At 59.8% G+C, this 20314-nt stretch carries 21 protein-coding genes; 8 read left to right on the forward strand and 13 right to left on the reverse strand.

Going from position 1 to position 20314, the window contains the following annotated elements; translation table 11 throughout:
- Positions 1-65: 65 nt before the first annotated feature.
- Positions 66-1664, reverse strand: coding sequence for a cysteine--tRNA ligase (gene cysS / locus BPSY_RS00060; RefSeq protein WP_033498081.1), 1599 nt, complete (start codon positions 1662-1664; stop codon positions 66-68).
- 110 nt (positions 1665-1774) lie between these two features.
- Here cysS and BPSY_RS00065 point away from each other — a divergent pair, with 110 nt between their 5' ends.
- Both BPSY_RS00065 and BPSY_RS00070 read left to right on the forward strand, forming a co-directional pair.
- On the forward strand, positions 1775-2506 hold the full coding sequence (locus BPSY_RS00065; RefSeq protein WP_033498078.1) for a type 1 glutamine amidotransferase: 732 nt from the start codon (positions 1775-1777) through the stop codon (positions 2504-2506).
- Between the two features lie 110 nt (positions 2507-2616).
- Positions 2617-4686, forward strand: coding sequence for an ABC-F family ATP-binding cassette domain-containing protein (locus tag BPSY_RS00070; RefSeq protein WP_033498076.1), 2070 nt, complete (start codon positions 2617-2619; stop codon positions 4684-4686).
- Between the two features lie 96 nt (positions 4687-4782).
- On the opposite strand, the gene ilvN is transcribed toward BPSY_RS00070, so the two are convergent.
- The 7 genes from ilvN to coaD form a co-directional block, all read right to left on the reverse strand.
- Positions 4783-5337 carry an acetolactate synthase small subunit gene (ilvN, locus tag BPSY_RS00075; RefSeq protein ID WP_033498074.1) on the reverse strand — a complete coding sequence of 185 codons (555 nt, stop codon included), beginning with the start codon at positions 5335-5337 and terminating at the stop codon, positions 4783-4785.
- Between the two features lie 16 nt (positions 5338-5353).
- The gene (locus BPSY_RS00080; RefSeq protein ID WP_051921307.1) at positions 5354-7288 is read right to left on the reverse strand and encodes an acetolactate synthase large subunit; all 1935 of its coding nucleotides are present in this window, start codon (positions 7286-7288) and stop codon (positions 5354-5356) included.
- A gap of 234 nt (positions 7289-7522) precedes the next feature.
- Positions 7523-8278, reverse strand: a complete 756-nt coding sequence (gene rnc / locus BPSY_RS00085; RefSeq protein ID WP_051921309.1) for a ribonuclease III — start codon at positions 8276-8278, stop codon at positions 7523-7525.
- A gap of 150 nt (positions 8279-8428) precedes the next feature.
- Positions 8429-8623 carry a 50S ribosomal protein L32 gene (gene rpmF, locus BPSY_RS00090; protein WP_034886490.1) on the reverse strand — a complete coding sequence of 65 codons (195 nt, stop codon included), beginning with the start codon at positions 8621-8623 and terminating at the stop codon, positions 8429-8431.
- A 94-nt stretch (positions 8624-8717) separates the two neighbouring features.
- The gene (locus tag BPSY_RS00095) at positions 8718-9329 is read right to left on the reverse strand and encodes a YceD family protein (RefSeq protein WP_033498072.1); all 612 of its coding nucleotides are present in this window, start codon (positions 9327-9329) and stop codon (positions 8718-8720) included.
- Positions 9330-9350: 21 nt separating this feature from the next.
- On the reverse strand, positions 9351-10124 hold the full coding sequence (locus tag BPSY_RS00100; protein WP_100841059.1) for an ATP synthase subunit B family protein: 774 nt from the start codon (positions 10122-10124) through the stop codon (positions 9351-9353).
- Positions 10121-10618 (reverse strand): pantetheine-phosphate adenylyltransferase, encoded by a 498-nt coding sequence (coaD, locus tag BPSY_RS00105; RefSeq protein ID WP_033498070.1) that lies wholly within the window; start codon positions 10616-10618, stop codon positions 10121-10123. The genes BPSY_RS00100 and coaD overlap by 4 nt, the downstream gene beginning before the upstream one ends.
- Before the next feature lie 159 nt (positions 10619-10777).
- On the opposite strand from coaD, the gene BPSY_RS00110 reads away from it, so the two are divergent.
- Positions 10778-11074, forward strand: coding sequence for a DUF3039 domain-containing protein (locus tag BPSY_RS00110; RefSeq protein WP_100841058.1), 297 nt, complete (start codon positions 10778-10780; stop codon positions 11072-11074).
- Between the two features lie 42 nt (positions 11075-11116).
- On the opposite strand, the gene BPSY_RS00115 is transcribed toward BPSY_RS00110, so the two are convergent.
- Entirely contained in the window at positions 11117-12136 is a 1020-nt protein-coding gene (locus tag BPSY_RS00115; protein WP_033498068.1) for an aldo/keto reductase, read from the reverse strand.
- A gap of 171 nt (positions 12137-12307) precedes the next feature.
- Between BPSY_RS00115 and BPSY_RS00120 the strand changes: the two genes are divergently transcribed.
- A complete protein-coding gene (locus tag BPSY_RS00120) occupies positions 12308-12844 on the forward strand; it encodes a MerR family transcriptional regulator (RefSeq protein WP_238556754.1) in 537 nt (178 codons plus the stop codon).
- A gap of 27 nt (positions 12845-12871) precedes the next feature.
- Here BPSY_RS00120 and BPSY_RS00125 read toward each other — a convergent pair whose 3' ends face one another.
- Positions 12872-14269, reverse strand: coding sequence for a nicotinate phosphoribosyltransferase (locus BPSY_RS00125; RefSeq protein ID WP_081884016.1), 1398 nt, complete (start codon positions 14267-14269; stop codon positions 12872-12874).
- Positions 14270-14495: 226 nt separating this feature from the next.
- On the opposite strand from BPSY_RS00125, the gene BPSY_RS00130 reads away from it, so the two are divergent.
- From BPSY_RS00130 to rdgB, 3 genes are all read left to right on the forward strand, one after another.
- Entirely contained in the window at positions 14496-15134 is a 639-nt protein-coding gene (locus tag BPSY_RS00130) for a Pr6Pr family membrane protein (RefSeq protein WP_033498066.1), read from the forward strand.
- 151 nt (positions 15135-15285) lie between these two features.
- Positions 15286-16050: a ribonuclease PH gene (gene rph / locus BPSY_RS00135; RefSeq protein ID WP_033498064.1), complete on the forward strand. Its 765-nt coding sequence runs from the start codon at positions 15286-15288 to the stop codon at positions 16048-16050.
- Positions 16047-16721: an RdgB/HAM1 family non-canonical purine NTP pyrophosphatase gene (rdgB, locus tag BPSY_RS00140; protein WP_033498062.1), complete on the forward strand. Its 675-nt coding sequence runs from the start codon at positions 16047-16049 to the stop codon at positions 16719-16721. Before rph ends, rdgB begins: the two co-directional genes overlap by 4 nt.
- 58 nt (positions 16722-16779) lie before the next feature.
- Here the strand turns inward: rdgB and BPSY_RS00145 are convergent, their stop codons facing one another.
- Both BPSY_RS00145 and BPSY_RS00150 read right to left on the reverse strand, forming a co-directional pair.
- Positions 16780-17781 (reverse strand): AEC family transporter, encoded by a 1002-nt coding sequence (locus BPSY_RS00145; RefSeq protein ID WP_033498060.1) that lies wholly within the window; start codon positions 17779-17781, stop codon positions 16780-16782.
- 234 nt (positions 17782-18015) lie between these two features.
- The gene (locus tag BPSY_RS00150) at positions 18016-18414 is read right to left on the reverse strand and encodes a pyridoxamine 5'-phosphate oxidase family protein (protein WP_033498058.1); all 399 of its coding nucleotides are present in this window, start codon (positions 18412-18414) and stop codon (positions 18016-18018) included.
- Positions 18415-18618: 204 nt separating this feature from the next.
- Here BPSY_RS00150 and BPSY_RS00155 point away from each other — a divergent pair, with 204 nt between their 5' ends.
- The gene (locus BPSY_RS00155; RefSeq protein ID WP_033498056.1) at positions 18619-19617 is read left to right on the forward strand and encodes an alpha/beta hydrolase; all 999 of its coding nucleotides are present in this window, start codon (positions 18619-18621) and stop codon (positions 19615-19617) included.
- Positions 19618-19650: 33 nt separating this feature from the next.
- Here the strand turns inward: BPSY_RS00155 and BPSY_RS00160 are convergent, their stop codons facing one another.
- A complete protein-coding gene (locus BPSY_RS00160; protein WP_051921321.1) occupies positions 19651-20205 on the reverse strand; it encodes a TM2 domain-containing protein in 555 nt (184 codons plus the stop codon).
- Between the last annotated feature and the right edge of the window lie 109 nt (positions 20206-20314).

A 20314-nucleotide genomic window follows, 5' to 3' on the forward strand; every position in this document is an offset into this window, starting at 1 on the left:
AAGAGCAACACCCTTTCAAATCACCGCAGGCACGGTGAGCTTGGTTTACGGCCGGACGGTCGCCCTTACTGTTTCAGGCTCCATGACGAGCCCTTCGGGGTGTCCTCGATAAGCACACCAGCCGAACTCAGGGCGTCGCGGATGGCATCCGCCTTGGCGAAATCGTGGTCAGCACGTGCCTTCGCCCGCGCGTCGAGCTGCTCGCGGATCAACGCATCCAAAACGTTCTGCTGGGAATCATTCTGCCCGGTGGAGGAGCCGTTGGCCCACTGCTCGGAGAGCGGATCAAGCCCGAATACGTCAAGCATGGCACGGATCTGCAGCAGCGACCGGCGAAGTGTCTCAAGCTGGGATTCATCATCGAGCTTGTCGTCAAGCTGTGACAACAGGGTGTTGCCGCTACGGATTGACGCGAAAATCGTCGCCAATGCTCCGGCGACATTGATGTCCTCGTTCATCGCGCTGACGAAATCCTCGGGCAGCGCCTCCGCGCTCATCGCCTCGACCTCGGCACGCTCCGGTTGGCTGCCGAGCGCGGCTCCGGCCCTCTCCACAAAATTACCGATACGTTCATAGGCGCTGGACGCCTCCTGAAGCGTCTGGTCCCCCCACTCAAGCATCGAACGGTATTGCACCGAGGCAAGCGCGTAGCGCACGACCCAGGCGGGCTGCTCGCTGAGCACCGTCGTGACCGCAAGGCCGTTGCCGAGCGATTTGCTCATCTTCTCGCCCTTCTGGGTGACCCAGGCTGAGTGCATCCAGTGCTTGGCAAAGCCCCATCCGGCCGCGTGAGATTGCGCCATCTCGTTCTCGTGATGAGGGAAACGCAGGTCGAGACCGCCGCCATGAATATCGAAGCTGTCGCCAAGATAGCGATGGCTCATGGCGGAGCATTCGATATGCCATCCGGGCCTGCCCACACCGAAAGGCGTCTGCCAACGTGCGGTTTCCGGGTCGTTGTTCTTCGGCGCCTTCCACAAGGCGAAATCACGGGGATCGTGTTTCTGGTCGGAACGGTCGGCGGCGTCGGTCGGATTGTATTTGTCATCACCGGCCTCATCGATGCTCGGCCCCATGCGGTCGGCGACTGCTGCGCTGTCGTCGGCGGCGATCGTGCCGGACTCCTGATGCGTCAAGGCTCCGTACTCGGGCCAGGAGGCCACATCAAAATAGACATTGCCCGAGGGATTGCCCTCTTTGTCAGGCAGCACATAGGCGTGGCCGTTATCGATGATGCGTTGGATCAGGTCGATCATGTCGAGGATATGACCTGTGGCACGGGGCTCATAGGTGGGTGGCAATACGCCGAGCGCATCATAGGCGCGGGTGAATTCGCGCTCGTACTTATACGCACGCTCCCACCATTGCTGCCCGGCGGCCGCGGCCTTGGCAATGATCTTGTCGTCGATGTCGGTCACATTCCTCACGAAGGTGACCTTGTATCCAAGTCTTGTCAGCCAGCGGCGCACCACATCAAAAGCCACGGCGGCACGGATATGGCCCACATGCGGCGAGCTCTGCACCGTCGCGCCGCACACATAGATGCTCACCTCGCCGTCCCTGATCGGGGCGAAAGGCCCGACCTTATGGCTGGCTGTGTCGTACAGGCGGAGTGTTGAAGCCGCTGAGGTGCTGGAATCATGCGATTTCTGGCTTGTGGTCATATGTTGAGAATATGCACGATGAGCGACAAGGGCAATGCCCAAAGTCGCCCGAAGGTCATCTCTATGCGTGATTTACAGTCGCCGCATCACAATGATGCAACAATAGAAGCATGGCAAAACCTCAGGTGCTTATCCTCCAGCATGCTGACTGGGAGAAACCCGGCCGGATTCTGGAGTGCTTGGATGACGTTGGTCTGCAGACGATGACTATGAATATCACCGGGCAGGCGAAGCCAGACCTTCCCGAATTCTCCGAGATCGCCGGGCTGGTCATCATGGGCGGGCCGATGGGGGCCACGGATTACGAGAACTATCCCGGTCTGAAGAAGGAAGCCAAGCTGGCACGTGCCGCGATCAGTGTGGGCAAGCCGGTGATCGGGGTGTGCCTGGGGCAGCAGATCATCGCGACCGCACTGGGGGCGAAGCTGACCAGCGGTGCGGTTGACGAAGTCGGGTTCGCGCCCATCAAGCGTCTGAGCCAGCATGACTACTTCTCCATGTGGAGCAAGCAGCTCAACGTCCTCCACTGGCACCATGATGTCGTCGGATTGCCGGAAGGCGCGGAACCCCTCGCCCGATCCGAGCAGACCAAGGTCCAGGCTTTCCGCATAGGCTCCGCGCTCGCCATGCAGTTCCATCTTGAGGTCAGCGCCCCGTTGCTGGAGGAATGGCTCGCGGAACCCACAATGGTCAAAGGCATGAAGAAATCACAGATCCAGAAGATCCGTGATGATTTCAATGAGTACAACACCCAATTGCAGCCTTTGGCGGATTCGGTGTTCAGTGGATTCGCCGCCCGCTGCGCCACCTATGCCGCATATCTTGAGGATGGCCGGCACTGAGCGTTCGTATGCTGTGGAGCGCGGCGAAGCAGCACCGATACTGACGGTGGATGCCCGTCCTCGGGGCAAAGCGTGCGGTCTGTGCAAGCATACGGCTACATTGGAGAATCATGCCGATATATGATTTGGGTCTTGAACATGTGGGCCTGGCCTTCGCCACCACGACCGTATTCACCGATGTGACACAGGGGGTCTTCGAAGGAGACCGCATTGGCATCGTCGGACGCAACGGCGGTGGCAAATCGACGCTGCTGCAATTGCTCGCGGATAACCAGCAGCCTGACACCGGAAGGGTGACCCGCCGCCACGGTCTGACCTTCGGGATGCTCGATCAACGTGATCCCCTCGATGACGCGATGACCGTGCGCGAGGCTGCCCTGGAGAACCGTGAGGATTATGAATGGGCGGCCGATGCGTCTTCGCGTGACATCGTCCAAGCTCTGCTCGGGGGCATCAGCCTGGATGCCAGAGTCTCGTCCCTTTCGGGCGGACAGCGCAGAAGGGCCGATCTCGCGCGTCTGCTGCTGCACGATTGGGACATCCTTGCGCTCGATGAGCCCACCAATCATCTGGATATCGTCACGATCCACTGGCTGGCCGAGCATCTGAAATCACGATGGTCAAAAGGCAGTGGCGCGCTTCTGCTGGTGACCCACGACCGCTGGTTCCTGGACGAGGTATGCCAAAGCATGTGGGAGGTCCACGATGGCGTGATAGACCCCTTCGAGGGCGGCTATAGCGCGTACATGCTGCAACGCGTCGAACGTGACCGGCAGAGCGACGTGCAGGAGACGAAACGCCGTAACCTGGTGCGCAAGGAGCTGGCATGGCTGACGCGTGGCGCCCGCGCCCGTTCGACCAAGCAGAAGTTCCACGTCAAGGCGGCCAATGAGCTCATCGCTGATGTGCCTCCTATGCGTAACGCACTGGAACTCAAACAGATGGCGACATCCCGCCTTGGGAAGCAGGTCGTGGATCTGATCGATGTGACGCAGATCTTCGCATTCAACGATATTCGTGCGAAGGAGGCCGAGAACCTGGTGCAGTCCCCGTATGCGCAGGCACCTTTGATGGGTTCGGTCGAGGTGCTCAGGGATGCCGATTCGAAGGGCGCGTCGGACAGTGGCGTTGGTGAGGGCGGGAATGGACTGCCCGACGACGCCGTTGGCGACACCGCCGGCATGGGAAACGGCGATGCTGCGGAGCCATCCGAGCATGACGCGACATCGGCGGCCCGGCGTGTGACGATCAGTGGCCGCAAGGTGCTTGACGATGTGACCTGGCTTATCGGCCCGGGAGACAGATTCGGCATCGTCGGCGCCAATGGCGCAGGTAAGTCGACATTGCTGAGCATCATCGACGGCACGCTCACGCCCACGGTCGGTAGGGTGAATATCGGCAAAACGGTGAAGTTCGCCGTGCTCTCCCAGCGTCTGGATGAGCTTGAGGAGCTTGGTCCCTACCGTATCCAGGAGGTGCTCGCCCGGTATAAAAGCAGTTACATGGTCGAAGGCAAGGAAGTGACCCCTGGTCAGCTGATGGAGAGGCTCGGCTTCGCATCGGCCCAGTTGATGACGCGTATCCAGGATCTTTCCGGTGGGCAGAAGCGGCGGATGCAGCTGCTCCTGATCCTGCTCAATGAGCCGAATGTGCTCATCATGGATGAGCCGGGCAATGATCTCGATACCGATATGCTCGCCGTGATGGAGGATCTGCTGGATACCTGGCCCGGCACACTGATCGTGGTGTCCCACGATCGTTATCTGCTTGAGCGCGTGACGGACCAGCAGTATGCCTTGCTTGACGGCAAGGTGCGGCATCTGCCCGGGGGAGTGGATGAGTATCTGCAACTCGTCGGTGTGGAGCAGGCCGATGAGGGTTCCCAGGGCGATACCGGGAATCAGGCCGCCACAGGCGCGGATGCTGCACCCAAGGGGCAGCAGGAGGCGAAGGCCGAGAGAAATGCCAAGCGCGAGGCCGGCAAGCGGGCGAGTGCCATCGAGCGCAAACTGGCCAAGCTCACACAGGCACGAGAGGATATCGAAGGGCGGATGGCCCAGCACGACCCCGCCGACTTCGAAGGGCTTAACGCGCTGAACGAGGAGCTTCAATCAGCGGCGCAGGAGTCCGATCGGCTTGAGGAGGAGTGGCTGGAGCTCTCCGAGTTGGCCGAGTCCTGACCGTATACATGCGATATGCGGAGGGGCACGTCAAAGGAGTCGGAAGACTCCCTTGACGTGCCCCTCCGCATATCGCCCTTGCGGGCCTGTCCGGGTTCAACGCCCTGTGACGGTTGAGCCGATCACCTTCTCACTCAGGGCCTTGGGCCCTCTGGTGACGGCGACGGCCCCGGACCTGACCAGTTCGATCACGCCGTATTGTTCCAGCAGTCCCAGCAGGGCGTCCAACTTGCCTTCGGCGCCGGTCGCCTCGATCGTCAGCGACTCGGTATGGACGTCGACCACACGGACGCGGAAGAGCTGGACGATCTCCAGCACATCGGAGCGTGTATGCTCGTTCGCCGCGACCTTGATCAGCACCAGTTCTCGTTCAACCGTGCTGTCCGGATCGAGCTCGACGATTTTGAGCACGTGCAGCAGTTTGTTGAGCTGCTTGATGATCTGTTCCAAGGGAACGGATTCCACATCGGCCGTTACCGTGACTCGGGAGATGTCGGGACGTTCGGTAGGAGAGACCGAAAGAGAATTGATGTTGAAGGCCCGTCGTGCGAACAGGCCTGAGATTCTGGCCAGTACGCCGGGGCGGTTCTCCACCAGCACCGAGAGGGTGTGACGTTCGGATCCTGGACGTGAAGCGGGATAGTTCACCATATGCTTTGCACCTCTCCTAGTTCTTCTCGTCGGCGCTGTTGCGTTCAGCGGCATCGGTCTGCGCGTCATCGGGCTTGTCCGCCTCGGCTTTGCCCGCGTCGCGCAGAGGCTCCACGCCGGGCTTGTACATCACCGAATCGTTCGAAGTCCCGGCAGGTACCATCGGCCAGACCATCGCGTCTTTCCATACCCGGAAGTCGATCAGCACTGGCCTGTCGTTGGTCGCGTTCGCGACATCGATCGCGGCCAGAGCCTCCTCCTTGGTGAAGGCCCGGATGCCGAGGCAGCCATATGCTTCTGCGAGCTTGACGAAATCCGGGATATCCACGATGTCATCCGAAGGCTGCGCACCCTGTTCGCCGTCTTTGAGGTTCGTCGCGGAATAATGCTTTCCATAGAACAGCGTCTGCCACTGGCGTACCATGCCGTACACGGAATTGTTCAGAATGGCGATTTTGATCGGGGTGTGGTCGAGGAAAGCGGTCGCCAGTTCCTCGGAGGTCATCTGGAAGCTGCCGTCGCCGTCAATCAGCCAGACGGGCTTGCGGTTGTCGAACTCGCGCGCCGATCCGACGCTTGCACCGATGGCCGCAGGAAGTCCGTAGCCCATCGTGCCCAGGCCTCCTGAGGAAATCCAGGACTGGGGGTTCTCGAACTGGACGAGCTGGCTTGCCCACATCTGGTGCTGGCCCACCCCTGCAACCCATATGGTGCTGGGATCCGCTTTTTCGGAAAGGCGCTGAACCACCCATTGGGGTGCCAAGGAACCATCCTTGGGCTCCTCGTATTCAACGGGGTAGTCCTTGCGCCAGTCGTTGATGACCTGCCACCAGGCCTTCAGCCGTGGTTTGCCCTGAATGGCCTGGACGCGCTCGATCTCCGGAATCAGATCGTCGAGCACTTCGGCCACATCGCCGACGATCGGCACATCGGCATGTCGGTTCTTCCCGATTTCGGCCGGGTCGATGTCAATGTGGATCACACGTGCCGAAGGCGCGAAGTCGTCCAGTTTGCCGGTCACACGGTCATCGAAGCGTGCGCCGATGGCGACCAGCAGGTCGGAACGCTGCACGGCTGCGGTTGCGGCGATGGTGCCATGCATACCCAGCATGCCCAGTGTCGCGGGATCGGAGTCGGGAACGATGCCCCGTGATTGGAGTGTGGTCACGATGGGAGCACCGGTGACATCCGCCAGCTGCTTCACCTGTTCTGATGCATGCGAACGCATCGCGCCTCCGCCGACGTACAGCACGGGGCGGTATGACTGCGCGAACATATGGGCCGCATCGGAGAGCACATGGCCGTGTGCCTTCGTCGTGGGGTTATAGCCGGGAAGAATCATGCGCTGGGGCCATGAGTAGAACATGTCCTCCACCTGCGCGGTTTTGGTCAGATCGACCACGACGGGTCCGGGTCGACCGGACTGCGCGATGTAATAGGCCTCGGAGAGCACACGAGGCACGTCCTGCGCGCGCGTGACCAGGAAGGAGTGCTTGGCCACGGGGTAGGTGATGCCGACTATGTCCGCCTCCTGGAAGGCATCGGTGCCGATCGCTCCCACGCCGACCTGCCCGGTGATGACCACCATCGGTACCGAATCCATCATCGCATCGGCGATCGGCGTGACCATATTCGTCGCACCCGGTCCGGATGTGACGATGCACACCCCCACACGGCCTGTGGAGATGGCATAGCCCTCGGCGGCGTGACCTGCGGCCTGCTCGTGACGGGTGAGGATGAAACGGAATCTCACGTCGTCATGGATGGCGTCATAGGTGGGGAGAATCTGGCCGCCCGGTATGCCGAAGACATCCTGAACGCCCAGGTCTTCCAGCGAGCGGACCAGCGCCTGCGCGCCCGTCATTTTTTCGCCGTCGGTTATCGGGCTCTCTGATGTGTCGCGGGTTCTTGGAACTCCGCTGAATGCCTGCAGTGGTGTGGGCAGTACCATGATTTCCTCTCACTTCGCAAAGTTGCGAGTATAGGTGTCATGCACGTGCTGTCCCGTTCCGACCACGATCGGCAGGTCACCAGGTGGTCGTTCGAGATGCGATGCCAATCCGCTTGTGACGGGAGGCATGCTGATGTGCGTACCTACATAGTCTAAGCATAAGAACGTCAGCCGAGAGCTGCGTTTCAAATGACGGGACGCGATTTAGCGTTACTGCGCGTCCTGATCGGCTTCCTATCTGGCCTCGCCATGCTCCTGGCCATGTTCGCTCAGAGAGTGCCAGGCCTGTTGGGCGGCCGCCAATTGGGCTTTGCGCTTGCTGGATCCCTGGGCCTCGGCGAGGCTGTTCTCCTCCTCGCCGAGGAACACGGTCGCGGTGAAGATCTGTTGGTATTCTGGACCGGAGACCTGCATGCGGTACCGTGGCTCTCCTCTGCCGAGCTCATGGGCCTTGACGGTGAGCGAGGTCTTCCAATCCAGGGCCGGACCTTCCGTGGCGACCTCCGCAAGGGTGGCGTCCACAAGACGGTGGACGGTTATGCGGGCCCCTTCGATGCCGTGTTCCAGGAACACGGCTCCTATCAAGGATTCGACGGTATCGCAGAGGATGGAGTCCTTGTCCGCGCCGCCGCTGTCCTTTTCGCCATTGCCAAGCAGGATGAAGGGACCCAATTGCAGGATGTCGCGTGCAATCGCGGACAGGGCCTCCTCGGAAACCGCCTTGGCCCGCATCTTCGCCAGCTCGCCTTCGGGAAGATCGGGGTGGACCGTGAACAGCGTTTCCGTCGAGACAAGTTCCAGCACCGCGTCGCCCAGGAATTCCAGGCGCTCGTTATTCGGCATCCCGGGATGCTCATGGGCGAAGGAACGGTGGGTGAGGGCGTGGATCAGCAGTTCGGGGCTTATCGTATTGCCGAGTTTGTCCAGCAGCTCCTGTGCGGCTTCGTTCTGCAAGGACTGCTGTTGTCCGTGATGTTCATGGGTTGCCATTGCCGTGTCTCCTTGCGCCTGATGTGGGTGCGATCCTAAGGTCTCTCAAACAAGCTGACGCGTCTGCGTCGATAGTGGTGGGAGAGCGTAATGAAAAACCCCGCCACCCGTCGATGGCAGGGTTTTCGGTTGCCGTTCAGGCAAGTCGATTCACTTGGTGAATACCGACTTGATGGCGTCCTTGTAGACGCGACCGCGGAATGATCCGCAGCTCGGGCATGCCACATGTGGCAGCGCGGGCGCTCCACAATTCGGGCACGTCACGGTCTTCGTGGCGGACGTTTTCCAGTTCGCGCGACGCGAATGCGTATTGGCGCGCGAGGTCTTGTACTTTGGCAGTGCCATAATATCCTCTGTTCGATCGAATGATTGAGCTTAAGCGTTCAGTATCCTAGCGCATGATCCGTACATTGTCATCTTTCGGCTGCGCATCGGCTGCTCAGGACGCCGACCCGTCACCTTGTCTGGCGTCGAGTTGCTCTTTGAAATCGGCGAGTGCCGCCCACCTGATGTCGGTGACCTCATGCCCATGTTCCGGATTGTCGTTGAGATTGATGCCGCATTGCGGGCATAATCCGAGGCAATCCTCTTTGCACAGGGGCTGCAGGGGGAGGGATTCCACCAGGTTGTCCCTGAGCATCGCCTCCACGTCTATGATCGATCCACCGGCGGCCACGGGGTAGACGTCCTCGGACTCATCCTCCCCGGCGATGATCTCCTCATCGCCTTTGGCGGACTTCCCATTGCCGTCATCCATATCGAATGAGAAGAACGCCAAGGCATCGACATGCCAATCATTGTTCAACGGTTTGAGGCAGCGGGTGCACTCGGCATGAACCGGGGCGGTGATGCGCGCATTGAGAATCAGCCCATCGACGATCGAGTCGATGTTGCCGCTCATATGGGTCGCGTCCCCCTCGGTCACCCCCACGATCTGGTCCCCGATGCCACTGGGCGCCGGAAAATCAGCATCAAGTTCAAGGCTCTGCCCCGGTCTGCCCGATATGCGCAGCACGTCGACCGCCCACTTGGAATCTTCTGCTCTACTCATAACACCTCCGAGTCAACGATTCTATACGTCGTCATGGTTGCGTTGTTCCGAGGACTGCTTCTGACGTTCCTGCAGGACGGTCATGCCCGCATGGACGTCATGCTGCAGCTTCTCCAACTGCTGGTCCAGACCCTCCATCATCGACATCGAGTAACGGTCGGCACCCTGGGAGAGCCGATCGGCCCTGTTCTGCGCATCCTCGAGAATGTCATGGGCCTTGCCCTGTGCGATGGCGACGACGTTTTCCTGTCCCGCAAGGAACTGGGCCTGCTCGTTGGCTTCCTTGACCATGTCGGCCGCCCTGCTCTGGGCCGCCGAGACGATGGCGTTGGCCTGCGTTCTCGCGGCATCAAGCCTGCGTTCGGCCTCCCTCATCAACGCCGAGGCGCGTTCGAGTTGCACCGGAAGCATCTTCTTGAGCTCTGTCATCTGCGAGAGGAGGGCTTCGCGGTTGACCTTCACCACGCCCGGTGTGAACAGTACGGTTTTGCCTTCGTCGAGGGTGGCGTCCATCGCGTCGATGATGTCGTAGACGGTGGTGAATTCCTCTTGGGACTGGCCGTCCTCATCCGCCTGCGCATCATCGGAGGAGGAACGCTCGCTCAGATCCGGCATGGAGGCCATCTGGAAGAGGGGAGGCGTCGTCTGCGTAGGGCTGTCGGCAGCTTCGGCCTGGTCGCGTTCGTATCGTGGAGCCTCGGCCGCGATGTGAACCTTGCCCGTATCGTCCGAAACCGGGCCATTCGATACCGCTTCACCTGAAGGAGTGTCGTTGAGATTGTCATCCGCCATCATCGTTGACTCTTTTCGTGGTTGAGTGCCTGCGCCAGCATCGGTACAACGCAGTTCGGGACCATCCCTGTGACATCCCCTCCGTGCCTGGCCACATCTTTGACTATAGAACTGGAGATGTGCTCCCGCACCGGGTCAGCCGGGAGAAAAACGGTTTCGATTTCGGCAAGCTGTCGGTTGACGAGCGCCATGCCGAGTTCGGCCTCGTAATCGCCGTTCTGCCGCAGTCCTTTGACGATGACCGTTGCGCCGATGCGTTTGCAATAGTCGGTGATCAGGCCATCGGTCGAAGAGACATGCACCTGCGGATACCCTGATTCATCGAGCGCCCGTCTGATCATCTGAACCCGTTCCAACTCAGTGAACAGCGGTGTTTTGGCTGAGTTGACGGCGACAAGGACATGGACCTCCCCGAAGAAGCGTGCGCAACGCTCGATCACATCGATATGTCCCGATGTGACCGGGTCGTAGGATCCCGGGCATACTGCGATAGTCATGTATTCAAGAGTAACGCGTTGACTGGAGCGTGCCCGCGGATGCCAGGAGCCGAGGATGAAAGTCGAATAGGCTCTCGGAGAACGGTTGCGGGTTTGTTTTGGGGTGTGCGATTCATATGATGGTAGCTATAGGTATTGAATGGGAGCAGTGAGGAGTTCATGATGATGAAGGTATTCGACGAGTCCGAGTCCCCGCTCTCAAATCCGGATGAGAGCACGGGCACAGCCGTTTTGGAGCGCCCGGAGGTCAAGGAGCAGACCGAGAAGAGCGACGAGGGCGATGCCGACCGCTTTGCCCACTACGTTTCCAAGGAGCGCATCGCACAGTCGCGTCTGACCGGTCGCCCGGTTGTCGCCTTGTGCGGCAAGGTCTGGGTGCCCAAACACGACCCTTCGCAGTACCCGGTCTGCCCGGACTGCAAGCGAATCTTCCAGGAAATGCAGAACGACAAGTAGGCTGTGGCGGTCGTTTCGCCGAATACCGAAGCCACTGAATGATCAGAGCTGCTGATTCAGGCTCAGATCATCGATGCGCTGCAGCTCCTCGCTCGAGAATTCGGTGTTGGCGAGCGCGCCAATGTTGTCAAGGATCTGCTGTGGTTTCGACGCCCCGGCCAGGACGCTGGTCACCGTCGAGTCCCGCAGAATCCAGGCAAGCGACATCTCAGCGAGCGTCTGCCCGCGCTCGGCGGCGATTGCGTTGAGGCCCTTGATCTGCTCAAGGCGTTCGTCGGTGATCGCCGACTGGGAGAGGAACCGTCCGTCCGTCTTGATCCGGCTGTCTTCGGGGATGCCGTTGAGATAGCGTCCTGTGAGCAGGCCCTGTGCCAGAGGGCTGAAGGTGATGATGCCTTTGCCCAGTTTTTCGGCGCTCGCTTTGAGTCCGTTGCGTTCTATGCTGCGGTCCAGTATCGAGTAACGGTTCTGGTTGATGATGAAGGGGCAATGAAGCTCATCCAGGATCGCGCTGGCCTTCTCCAAGGTCGGACCGTCATAATTCGACAGACCGACGTACAGGGCTTTGCCGCTGTTCACCGCCTGCGCCAAGGCGCCCATCGTCTCCTCCAGCGGTGTTTCGGGATCTGGGCGGTGATGGTAGAAGATGTCGACGTATTCCAGATCGAGGCGTTCAAGACTCTGGTCGAGACTTGAGAGCAGATATTTGCGGCTTCCCCAATCGCCGTACGGTCCGGGCCACATATCGTATCCCGCCTTGGTGCTGATGATCAGTTCGTCACGGTATCCCGCGAAGGACTCGCGGATGATCCGACCCGCATTCAGTTCGGCAGCCCCCGCTGAAGGTCCGTAGTTGTTCGCCAGGTCAAAATGGGTGATGCCGTTGTCGAATGCAGTGAAGCACAGTTGCTTCATGTGTTCGAAGACGGTATGGTCGCCGAAATTATGCCAGAATCCCAGACTGACGGCGGGAAGTTTGAGCCCGCTCCTCCCACTGCGTCGGTATTGCATGTTCTGGTAGCGTGCGGTCGATGGTGCGTATGGTGCGGTGATGTCTGTCATGGACGTATCCCCTTTGCTCGTCGTGTGCGGTGCAGGTGCGCATATGTGCATGACCGCGTAGGGCTATAGTGACACTTCAAGTACACTTGAACGCAAATATGCGTGGTGGGAGTCGTGATGTGATCGCTGTCAACGGGCACGATGTTGGCAGGCGAATGAGAGGGGATCGGGATGGACGTGATGACGAGGGCTCTGGTGGCGCGGGATGCACCTGGCGATGCGCCGCAGGCTGATGCGCAGCCGAATGATGCCGCCACGACCGATGCCGGGGCGGACAAAGGAGGGATGCGGGAATATTCGATTCAGGAGATGAAGAGGAAATTCCATATGAGGGCGTCGGCGCTGCGATACTACGAAGAGGCGGGACTGCTTGGTGATATCGGGCGTACGCCGAATGGTCAACGCCTCTACACGAAGGCGAATATCGACCGTATGGAGGCGATAGCCTGCTTCAAGGATGCAGGGATGACCATTGACGAGATCAAGCGCTTCTTCGACTATGAAGCGGATGAAGGCGAGCACATCATGGATATGCTCGCCTTGCTGAAACATCGCCAGCACGCCATCGAGAGGCAACGCGTCGCCCTGGAAAAGGCCTATCACCACGTGCTGCGCAAGGTCCGTTACTATTCCGCAGTCAACGAGAGCATAGTAGGCGGAGCGCCGCATCCCGATTGGAATGATTTCGAGGACGAGGCAAGGCCGTAGCTCGGAGCGTGGCAGACAGTGGCCGGGCTACAGGACGAGGATGTCCGTAGGAATGACCGGATCCCCTCGCATCAGGCTCTGGGCCGTGATGGGGAGTTCGGCCAAAGCCTTCGCATGGTGCTCATGGGCCGCTGCAATCGCATCATGGCCCTGGAGCGCGGCATCGCCTTCGCCATTGACCATATAATCGACGAGCAGATCCTTCCACCCCTCTTGCGGTGCGAATGCCGACAACTGCTCTTCCGACCCCGAGATGACATGCTCGCATTCGGCCAATCCGTATTCGTATGAACGAAATGCGAGCTTGCGACCTGGAACCGTTGCCTTGTCCGGGGATTTCTTGGCCACGGGCACCATGACGCCGTCGGAGCCTTCGCGCTCAGACAGTTTGTATACCATCGCGCAGGTCGGGGCACCCGAACCGGTGACCAGCATCGTACCGACCCCGTAGGAGTCGACCGGTGCGTTCTGCAGGCTGGCGAGGGCGTACTCGTCCAGATCGTTGGTGACGGTGATCTTCGTCTTCGTGGCACCAAGCGCGTCCAACTGCATGCGCACCCGTTGCGCCAAGGAAGCCAGGTCGCCGGAATCGATGCGCACCCCGCCCAGGTCGGGCCCTGCGACCTCAACCGCGGTTTTCACGGCCTGCTCGATGTCATAGGTATCTGTCAGCAGGGTGGTGTCCAAGCCGAGCGCATCCACCTGCGAGGCGAAGGCATCACGTTCGGAATCGTGCAGGAGGGTGAAGCAATGCGCCGCCGTGCCGATGGCCTTGAGTCCATACAGTTTGGCCGCAAGCAGATTCGCAGTCCCTTGGAAGCCGCCGACCACAGCCGCGCGTGAAGCGGCCACCGCAGCCCACTCATTCGTTCGCCGTCCGCCCATATCCATGCAGGGACGCCCGTTCGCGGCCGAGGACATACGAGACGCGGCGGAGGCGACGGCTGAATCGTAGTTGAGGATTGAGAGCACCAGGGTCTCCAACAGGGTGCACTCGCCGAACGTGCCCTCGACCTGCAGGATAGGCGAATTCGGGAAGAACATCTCACCTTCCCGGTAGCCCTTGATGCTTCCCGAGAAGTGAAAATCCTCAAGCCAGGAGATGGTTTCGGGGCTGACGATGCCACGATCCGAAAGGAAGCGCAGGTCGTCATCCCCAAGGTGGAAGGATTCGATGGCATCAAGGATGCGTCCCTGACCCGCCGCGACACCATATCGACGACCGGTGGGGAGATGACGGGTGAAGACCTCGAAAACGCAGCGGCGTTGGGCGGTGCCATCCTTCAATGCCGCATCGAGCATCGTGTACTCATACATATCGGTCATCAGAGCGGTGGGATACGCATAACTCCCGTTGCTGCGCCCCCGTGCCGATTGCCCGGTCAGCCCCTGTACCGCATCATCCTGGTGTGTGCCGCCCATCATGCCCCCTTCTCGTGAAGCCATTCTCATGTACCGGCCTTCTGCACGCTTGTCCTGCGTGCAGCCGTAAATCCCGTGCAGCTGGATCAACAGGATGGCTGTGTGCTGCACCCAAGAGTACTCAACGGTCGGTATCCGCGAAGGCCCTGCCGCAAGCGCCTGGTCATCGCCGAGGCCGCAAAGGCACCGGTCGGCGCATCTGTGGGCCGACTGGCATTAAGCTGTGCGTATGAGATTTATTGCCGCGCTGTATCGTTTCGTAATCGCATTCTTCTGTTTTGCAGGCACCTATGAAGCCTGGCTTTCCGGAATCGGCAACCGCTGGGTCTATTTCACCGTGCAGACGAACATCCTGCTCGGGGTGGTGATGCTGTGGGCCGGTGCCGCCAGTCTGCTCAAAGGCATCCAGCCGCCGGCATGGATCAAAGGTTGCCTGACCCTCTACATCGTGGTGACCGGTCTGGTCGCATGGCTGGTGCTGCCGCCGGCGAATCCTGCGACAACCGCCTTCGCATTCGGCATGATGACCACCACCATGGTCCATATCATCGTGCCGATCATGGCCTCCGTCGATTTCCTACTCTTCGACCCGCATCGACGCTTCCCTTGGCATTACACGCTCAGCTGGTTGATCTATTTCCCCTTCTACCTCGCCTTCGTGTTGATCCGCGCCCAGATCTGGCCGCACTCGGGGCCCGAGGCCGGCGGCAACCCATACCCTTACGGATTCATCGATCTTCAGGAACTCGGCTGGGCCAAAATCGGACTGAACGCCGTCGAATATCTGGGCATCTTCTTCGTGCTGGCGCTGATCATATTCCTCATCGACCGCATTCTGCCGAAGCGCACGCCGCTGACGGTGCAATGAGCATGAGAACAATGATGTGTCGCCCACGTGATGCGTACAGGCTGAGAGCCCTGCATGCAGTGTGAGAGGCTGCGATTCCGGGGCAGGAAGAGGTGGCGCTTGTCTTCTTTTACGGTTAGCGTCATGAGTGCTGATGAAAGGCTGTGATGGAATGGTTCAGATAAAAGACATGCTGGTAGACGGAACTGTGATGCGCCCGGACGGGAGGGCTGCGGACGAGTTGCGTCCGGTAAGGATCACCCGCCATTGGACCGATGCACCGGAGGGCTCGGTGCTGATCGAGTGCGGCAACACCAGGGTGATGTGCACCGCATCGTTCACCCCGACGCTCCCACGTTGGCGCAGGGATTCAGGCCAGGGTTGGGTCACGGCCGAATACGCGATGCTGCCTCGGGCCACATCGCAACGCACCGATCGCGAGTCCGTCAAAGGGAAGATCGGCGGGCGCACTCACGAGATCAGCCGTCTGATAGGACGCTGCCTGCGAGGTGTGGTGGATATGAAAGCGCTGGGGGAGAACCAGATCCAGATCGATTGCGATGTGTTGCAGGCCGACGGTGGCACGCGCACGGCTTCGATCACCGGAGCCTATGTGGCATTGTCCGATGCCTTGGATTGGGCACAGCAGCACCGTCACATCAAGGACAAAAGCAAAGTCCTCAAGGAGCCGGTCTCGGCCGTGTCCGTCGGCGTCATCGACGGCACCCCGATGCTTGACCTTCCATACGTGGAAGACAGCAAGGCCATGACGGATATGAATGTGGCCATGACGGGTTCCGGTGCTTTCATCGAAATCCAAGGCACCGCGGAGCACAGGCCATTCGACCGCGACGAGCTCAACATCCTCCTGGATCTGGCGAGCAAAGGCAACAAGGAGCTGCAGCAGGCGCAGCGTGCAGCATTGGAACAGGCATGAGTGGCGTGCAAGCACAGTCCGGTGAAGCCGTCACACTGATCGTCGCCACCCATAACGAGGGCAAGCTCGTGGAGATCAACCGCATCCTGTCCGAGGATCTGAAAGGGCAGGCGCAACGAATCACGCTGCGCTCCGCTGCCTCGCTCGGATTGCCTGATCCTGTGGAGACCGGGGTGAGCTTCGAGGAGAACGCCCTGCTGAAGGCGCGCGATGTCGCCAGACGCACCAATCTTCCAGCGCTCGCCGATGACTCAGGTCTGATCGTCGATGTGCTCGGGGCGGCACCCGGAATACTCTCTGCCCGGTGGGCTGGCGCACACGGACATGACAAGGCCAATAACGCACTGCTGCTGGCACAGATAGAGGATATTCCCGATGGCAAACGAGGCGCCCGATTCGTCTGCGCCACGGCATTGGTGATTCCCGGTGAGGAGGAGCGGTCCTTCGTGCGATTCGGCGAGATGAAAGGATCGATCATCCGTAAGGCGCGAGGTGAACAGGGTTTCGGATACGATCCCATCTTCGTGCCTGACGATCAGCCAGATCACACGGATGAGGACGGGCTCAGGCTCACCTCGGCACAGATGAGCGCTGATGAGAAGAACGCGATCTCGCATCGCGGCAAGGCGTTGAAGGCCATCACCTCGGTGATCGCCCAGCAACTGCTGTGAAGCGCACGGAAGCCGGCGAAGCCGTCTGACCGAAGGAGCGGTAGGGCAGGCGGTGTGCTCAGACCGGAATCAGCAGATTCACGGCGGTCATCAGAGCCAATGAGAGCAGGCCTGTGCTCGCCAGCGTAAAACCGGCAAGTTTGGCATTACCGAGCACACGGTCCGTGAACAGCGTGCTGAATACCGCGGTCGGTGCCAGGCACACCATGATGATGGCCTTGCTGACCTCGGCGCTGAAGGGCAGCAGATACCAGGCGGCCAGGCTGAAGAGCACCGCGAAGCCGAGCTTCCACGCGATAACCGTAAGCACCGACCTGATGTCCTTTCGCGATGAAGGCAGATCCATCAGCATGCCCACCATCAGCATCGAGCAGAAACCATTGGCGTTGGATATCGGCTCCATGAAGCGGGCGACCCAATCCGGCAGATTGAGCCCCAGAAACATCAAAGTGACCATGATCAGATAGGTGTCGAAGGGGACCGAGGTGACGAAGCTGCGGAGGATGCTGCGCAGATGCGACCTTCGACTCAGCCATCGGGCATGCCTATCGGTGATGCGTGTATACGGCATCACGGTCGCGGCGCCGACGATCTTGGGCTCGAGCGTCTGGCCTTGGGGGATGTGCAGCAGCGCCGTGGTGAGCACATACATGCCCGCACAGGCCATGACGGAATTGCCGATGTCGAACATGATCACCGGCATGCTCGCCGAGGCGCCCATCAGCGCCGTGACGACCGGAAGGCAGAAGTTTCCCACATTCATCCCGCAGCCATTGAGCATCGTGAAGACACGGCTGCGCACGGGGGTGTGGCGGGTGGAGAGAAAGATGACCAGCAGTGGGATGAGACTGGTGCTCATCCCGAACAACGAAAGCCACAGCATGCTGAGCTGGTGGTCGTTGGTGGCAAAGGAGTGGATGATGGCCGCTGGAAGCGTGAAATTGAAGACGACACCCTGCATGACCCGATAATCGCGTTGTTTGAAGATGCCGATCCGCTTCAATCCGTATCCCGCGATGATCACCGCCAGCAAGGTAAGCGGTTGGATGACTCCCTGCAATGCAGCCTCTTCTCTCGGTCTCCTCTGTGATGTCAATTGTGCCTCAAAGCAGGGAGAGCTTCAGCTTTGTCTTGTCTGTCGAATGTCCGCATGCCCCGGATACGGAAGGACCCCGCCGTCACAGAGCAATGAGATGTCTGTGACGGCGGGGTCCTGTATGAGCTGTCGACGCTTCAGAAGCGTGGAGTCAGATCATGAACGCTCCGTGTGGTGTCTGGAGCCGGTGTCTGGAGTTCAGGCGATCGGCTTTCCTGCACCTGCGCCGGGAGCCAGGTTATCGATGCCTGTGATTTCCATCACAGGTACGGAAACGGGATGCTTGATGTCGTGCTCATCGGCGTACGCGATGGCTGCCTTATGGACGTCGTCTCCCTCGTGCAGGGTCACGGTTCCGTGGAAACGATAGCCCTTCTTCTCCTTCGGGTTGACGACCATCACGATCAGGCGGCCGTTGTCCTGAAGGTTGCGGTAATGCTGTCCGGCGGTTCGTTCGTAATACCCGATATGGGAGTCGTCGATGACGTGCATGGACATCTTCGGGCCGATATCCGGGTTTCCATCATGATCCACGGTTGCGATATACGAAACCGAGTTGTCAATCATGTCTTTCATTTCATCGGTGAGCGTTACCATGCATATCCTCCTATTGAGTTGTTGACAATCAGGCGACATTCTAGTTGGCGACGGGTCGGATGGGGGCTCTTCATCTAGGAGACAAACAGCTTGTGGCGCCTTCCATGTGGTATCTCGGACCGGTATGTGCTCTAGAGTGGTTTGGTTGCATACGCGTATGTTCGGGTACGCGGCAGGCTGTATGGATGGTGCAAGGGGGAAGTTTTGGGACGATGGAAGAAACTGCGCAGGATCGCACTCGTGCTGTTGGCGGCTGTGTTGGCGCTTGCCATACTGATCGCGGTCGCGTTCAATGTGAGTCCCTGGCCGAGCGCATTGCTGTTCAGGAGGGCCTTCACGGCTTCGAATGTGACCGAGCCGAGGGGCCTGGCCGCCATGAAGAGCAAAGTGACCGTGCATCGGAATCTGAGTTATCCCTCATCCTATAAGCGCAACGATTTTGATTTGTACACGCCCAAACAGCTCTCAGGATCGGTGCCCATCATCGTGTGGGTGCACGGCGGGGGCTTCATCGCAGGGGACAAAAGCGGTGTGACGAGCTATGCGACCATGCTGGCTTCCGAAGGCTATGCGGTTGCCGCGATGAACTATGACTACGCGCCGGACGCCCAATACCCGACTCCTGTCATCCAGGTCGGGGAGATGATCACCCGGATATACCAGATAGCCCAAAGCTACGGTCTTGATGCCGATCGCATCATCATCGCAGGTGATTCGGCAGGGGCGCAGATCGCCGCCCAGTTCGCGGCGTTGCAGACCACGCCTGGCTATGCGCAGGAGGCCGGCATACCTAAGATCGCGCTGCGCAAACCGCTTGAGGCCGCGGTGCTGTTCTGCGGACCGTATGACGTATCCAAGCTGAGCAGCATCGGAAGCTCATGGATGGCGAAGGCATTCGTGCAAAGCGTCGGATGGTCGTATCTTGGCAGCAAGCATTGGGAAGGCACCAAAGCCGCCAGGATGGCGTCGGTGGTCGATCACCTTTCGGAGGAGTTCCCCCGCTCCTACGTCGTCGACGGCAATTACTTCTCATTCCCGGCCCATGCCCGCGCCCTGATCTCGGGATTGAAGGCGGATGGGGTGAGTGTGAGCTCTACGCTCTATCCGGATAAGCCCGAACTGCCCCACGAATTCCAGTTTGACTTCTCACACCCGGAATCCTATGAGGTATGGAAACAGACCCTGGAATTCCTGAAATCCTGATTCCAAGGCCTGTTGGTGTGCCGCTGCGGTCCTTCAGTCCTGAAGTTCGAAGCCCTGACCATCCTGGTGCCAGGGTGATCCGGGATGCGATGCGAGGATCATGATGCCTTCGATAAGCGCCCAGATACCTGAAACGACGGCCAGGAAGCCGAAGCTGAGCAGGGTGATGAGCAGCTGGGCGATCGCCTTGCCCGTTCTGCCGAGATAGAAGTTGTGCACGCCGAATGTGCCGAGGAAGATGCCGAGGAGTCCAGCCACGATCTTTGACTTCGATGAGACCATCTGCGGCGCGTACCCGTAGGCCGGCTGCTGCGCGTAGTTCCCGGGCTGAGCATACTGCTGCTCGTAGCCCTGGTTATACGGTTGCCCCTGTGCTTGCCCGTTGTAGGGAGCCTGACCGTACTGCGGTGCGGCCGAGGGCTGCGGCGTGTACTGGCCCGCGTTCTGCTGCTGCGCGTATTGGGGCTGGCCGTATGACTGCTGCCCATTCGATTGCGGCGCCTGGTTCGACTGCTCGGACGGCTGCTGGTTGGCAGGGTCCTGTGGGTTGTATGGCTGCTGTCCATATTGGTTATTGGCGTCTGACATGATGCCTCCTGAATTCTTGAGTGAATTGCCGAGTGTATTGCTGAGATCACCCTTTGGTTTCAAGATACCATGAGGCAGGTGCGCTGATGCCCGGAAAACGGGACGACAT

Origin of the sequence: Bifidobacterium psychraerophilum (assembly GCF_000741705.1) — a bacterium.
Taxonomy (GTDB): domain Bacteria; phylum Actinomycetota; class Actinomycetes; order Actinomycetales; family Bifidobacteriaceae; genus Bombiscardovia; species Bombiscardovia psychraerophila.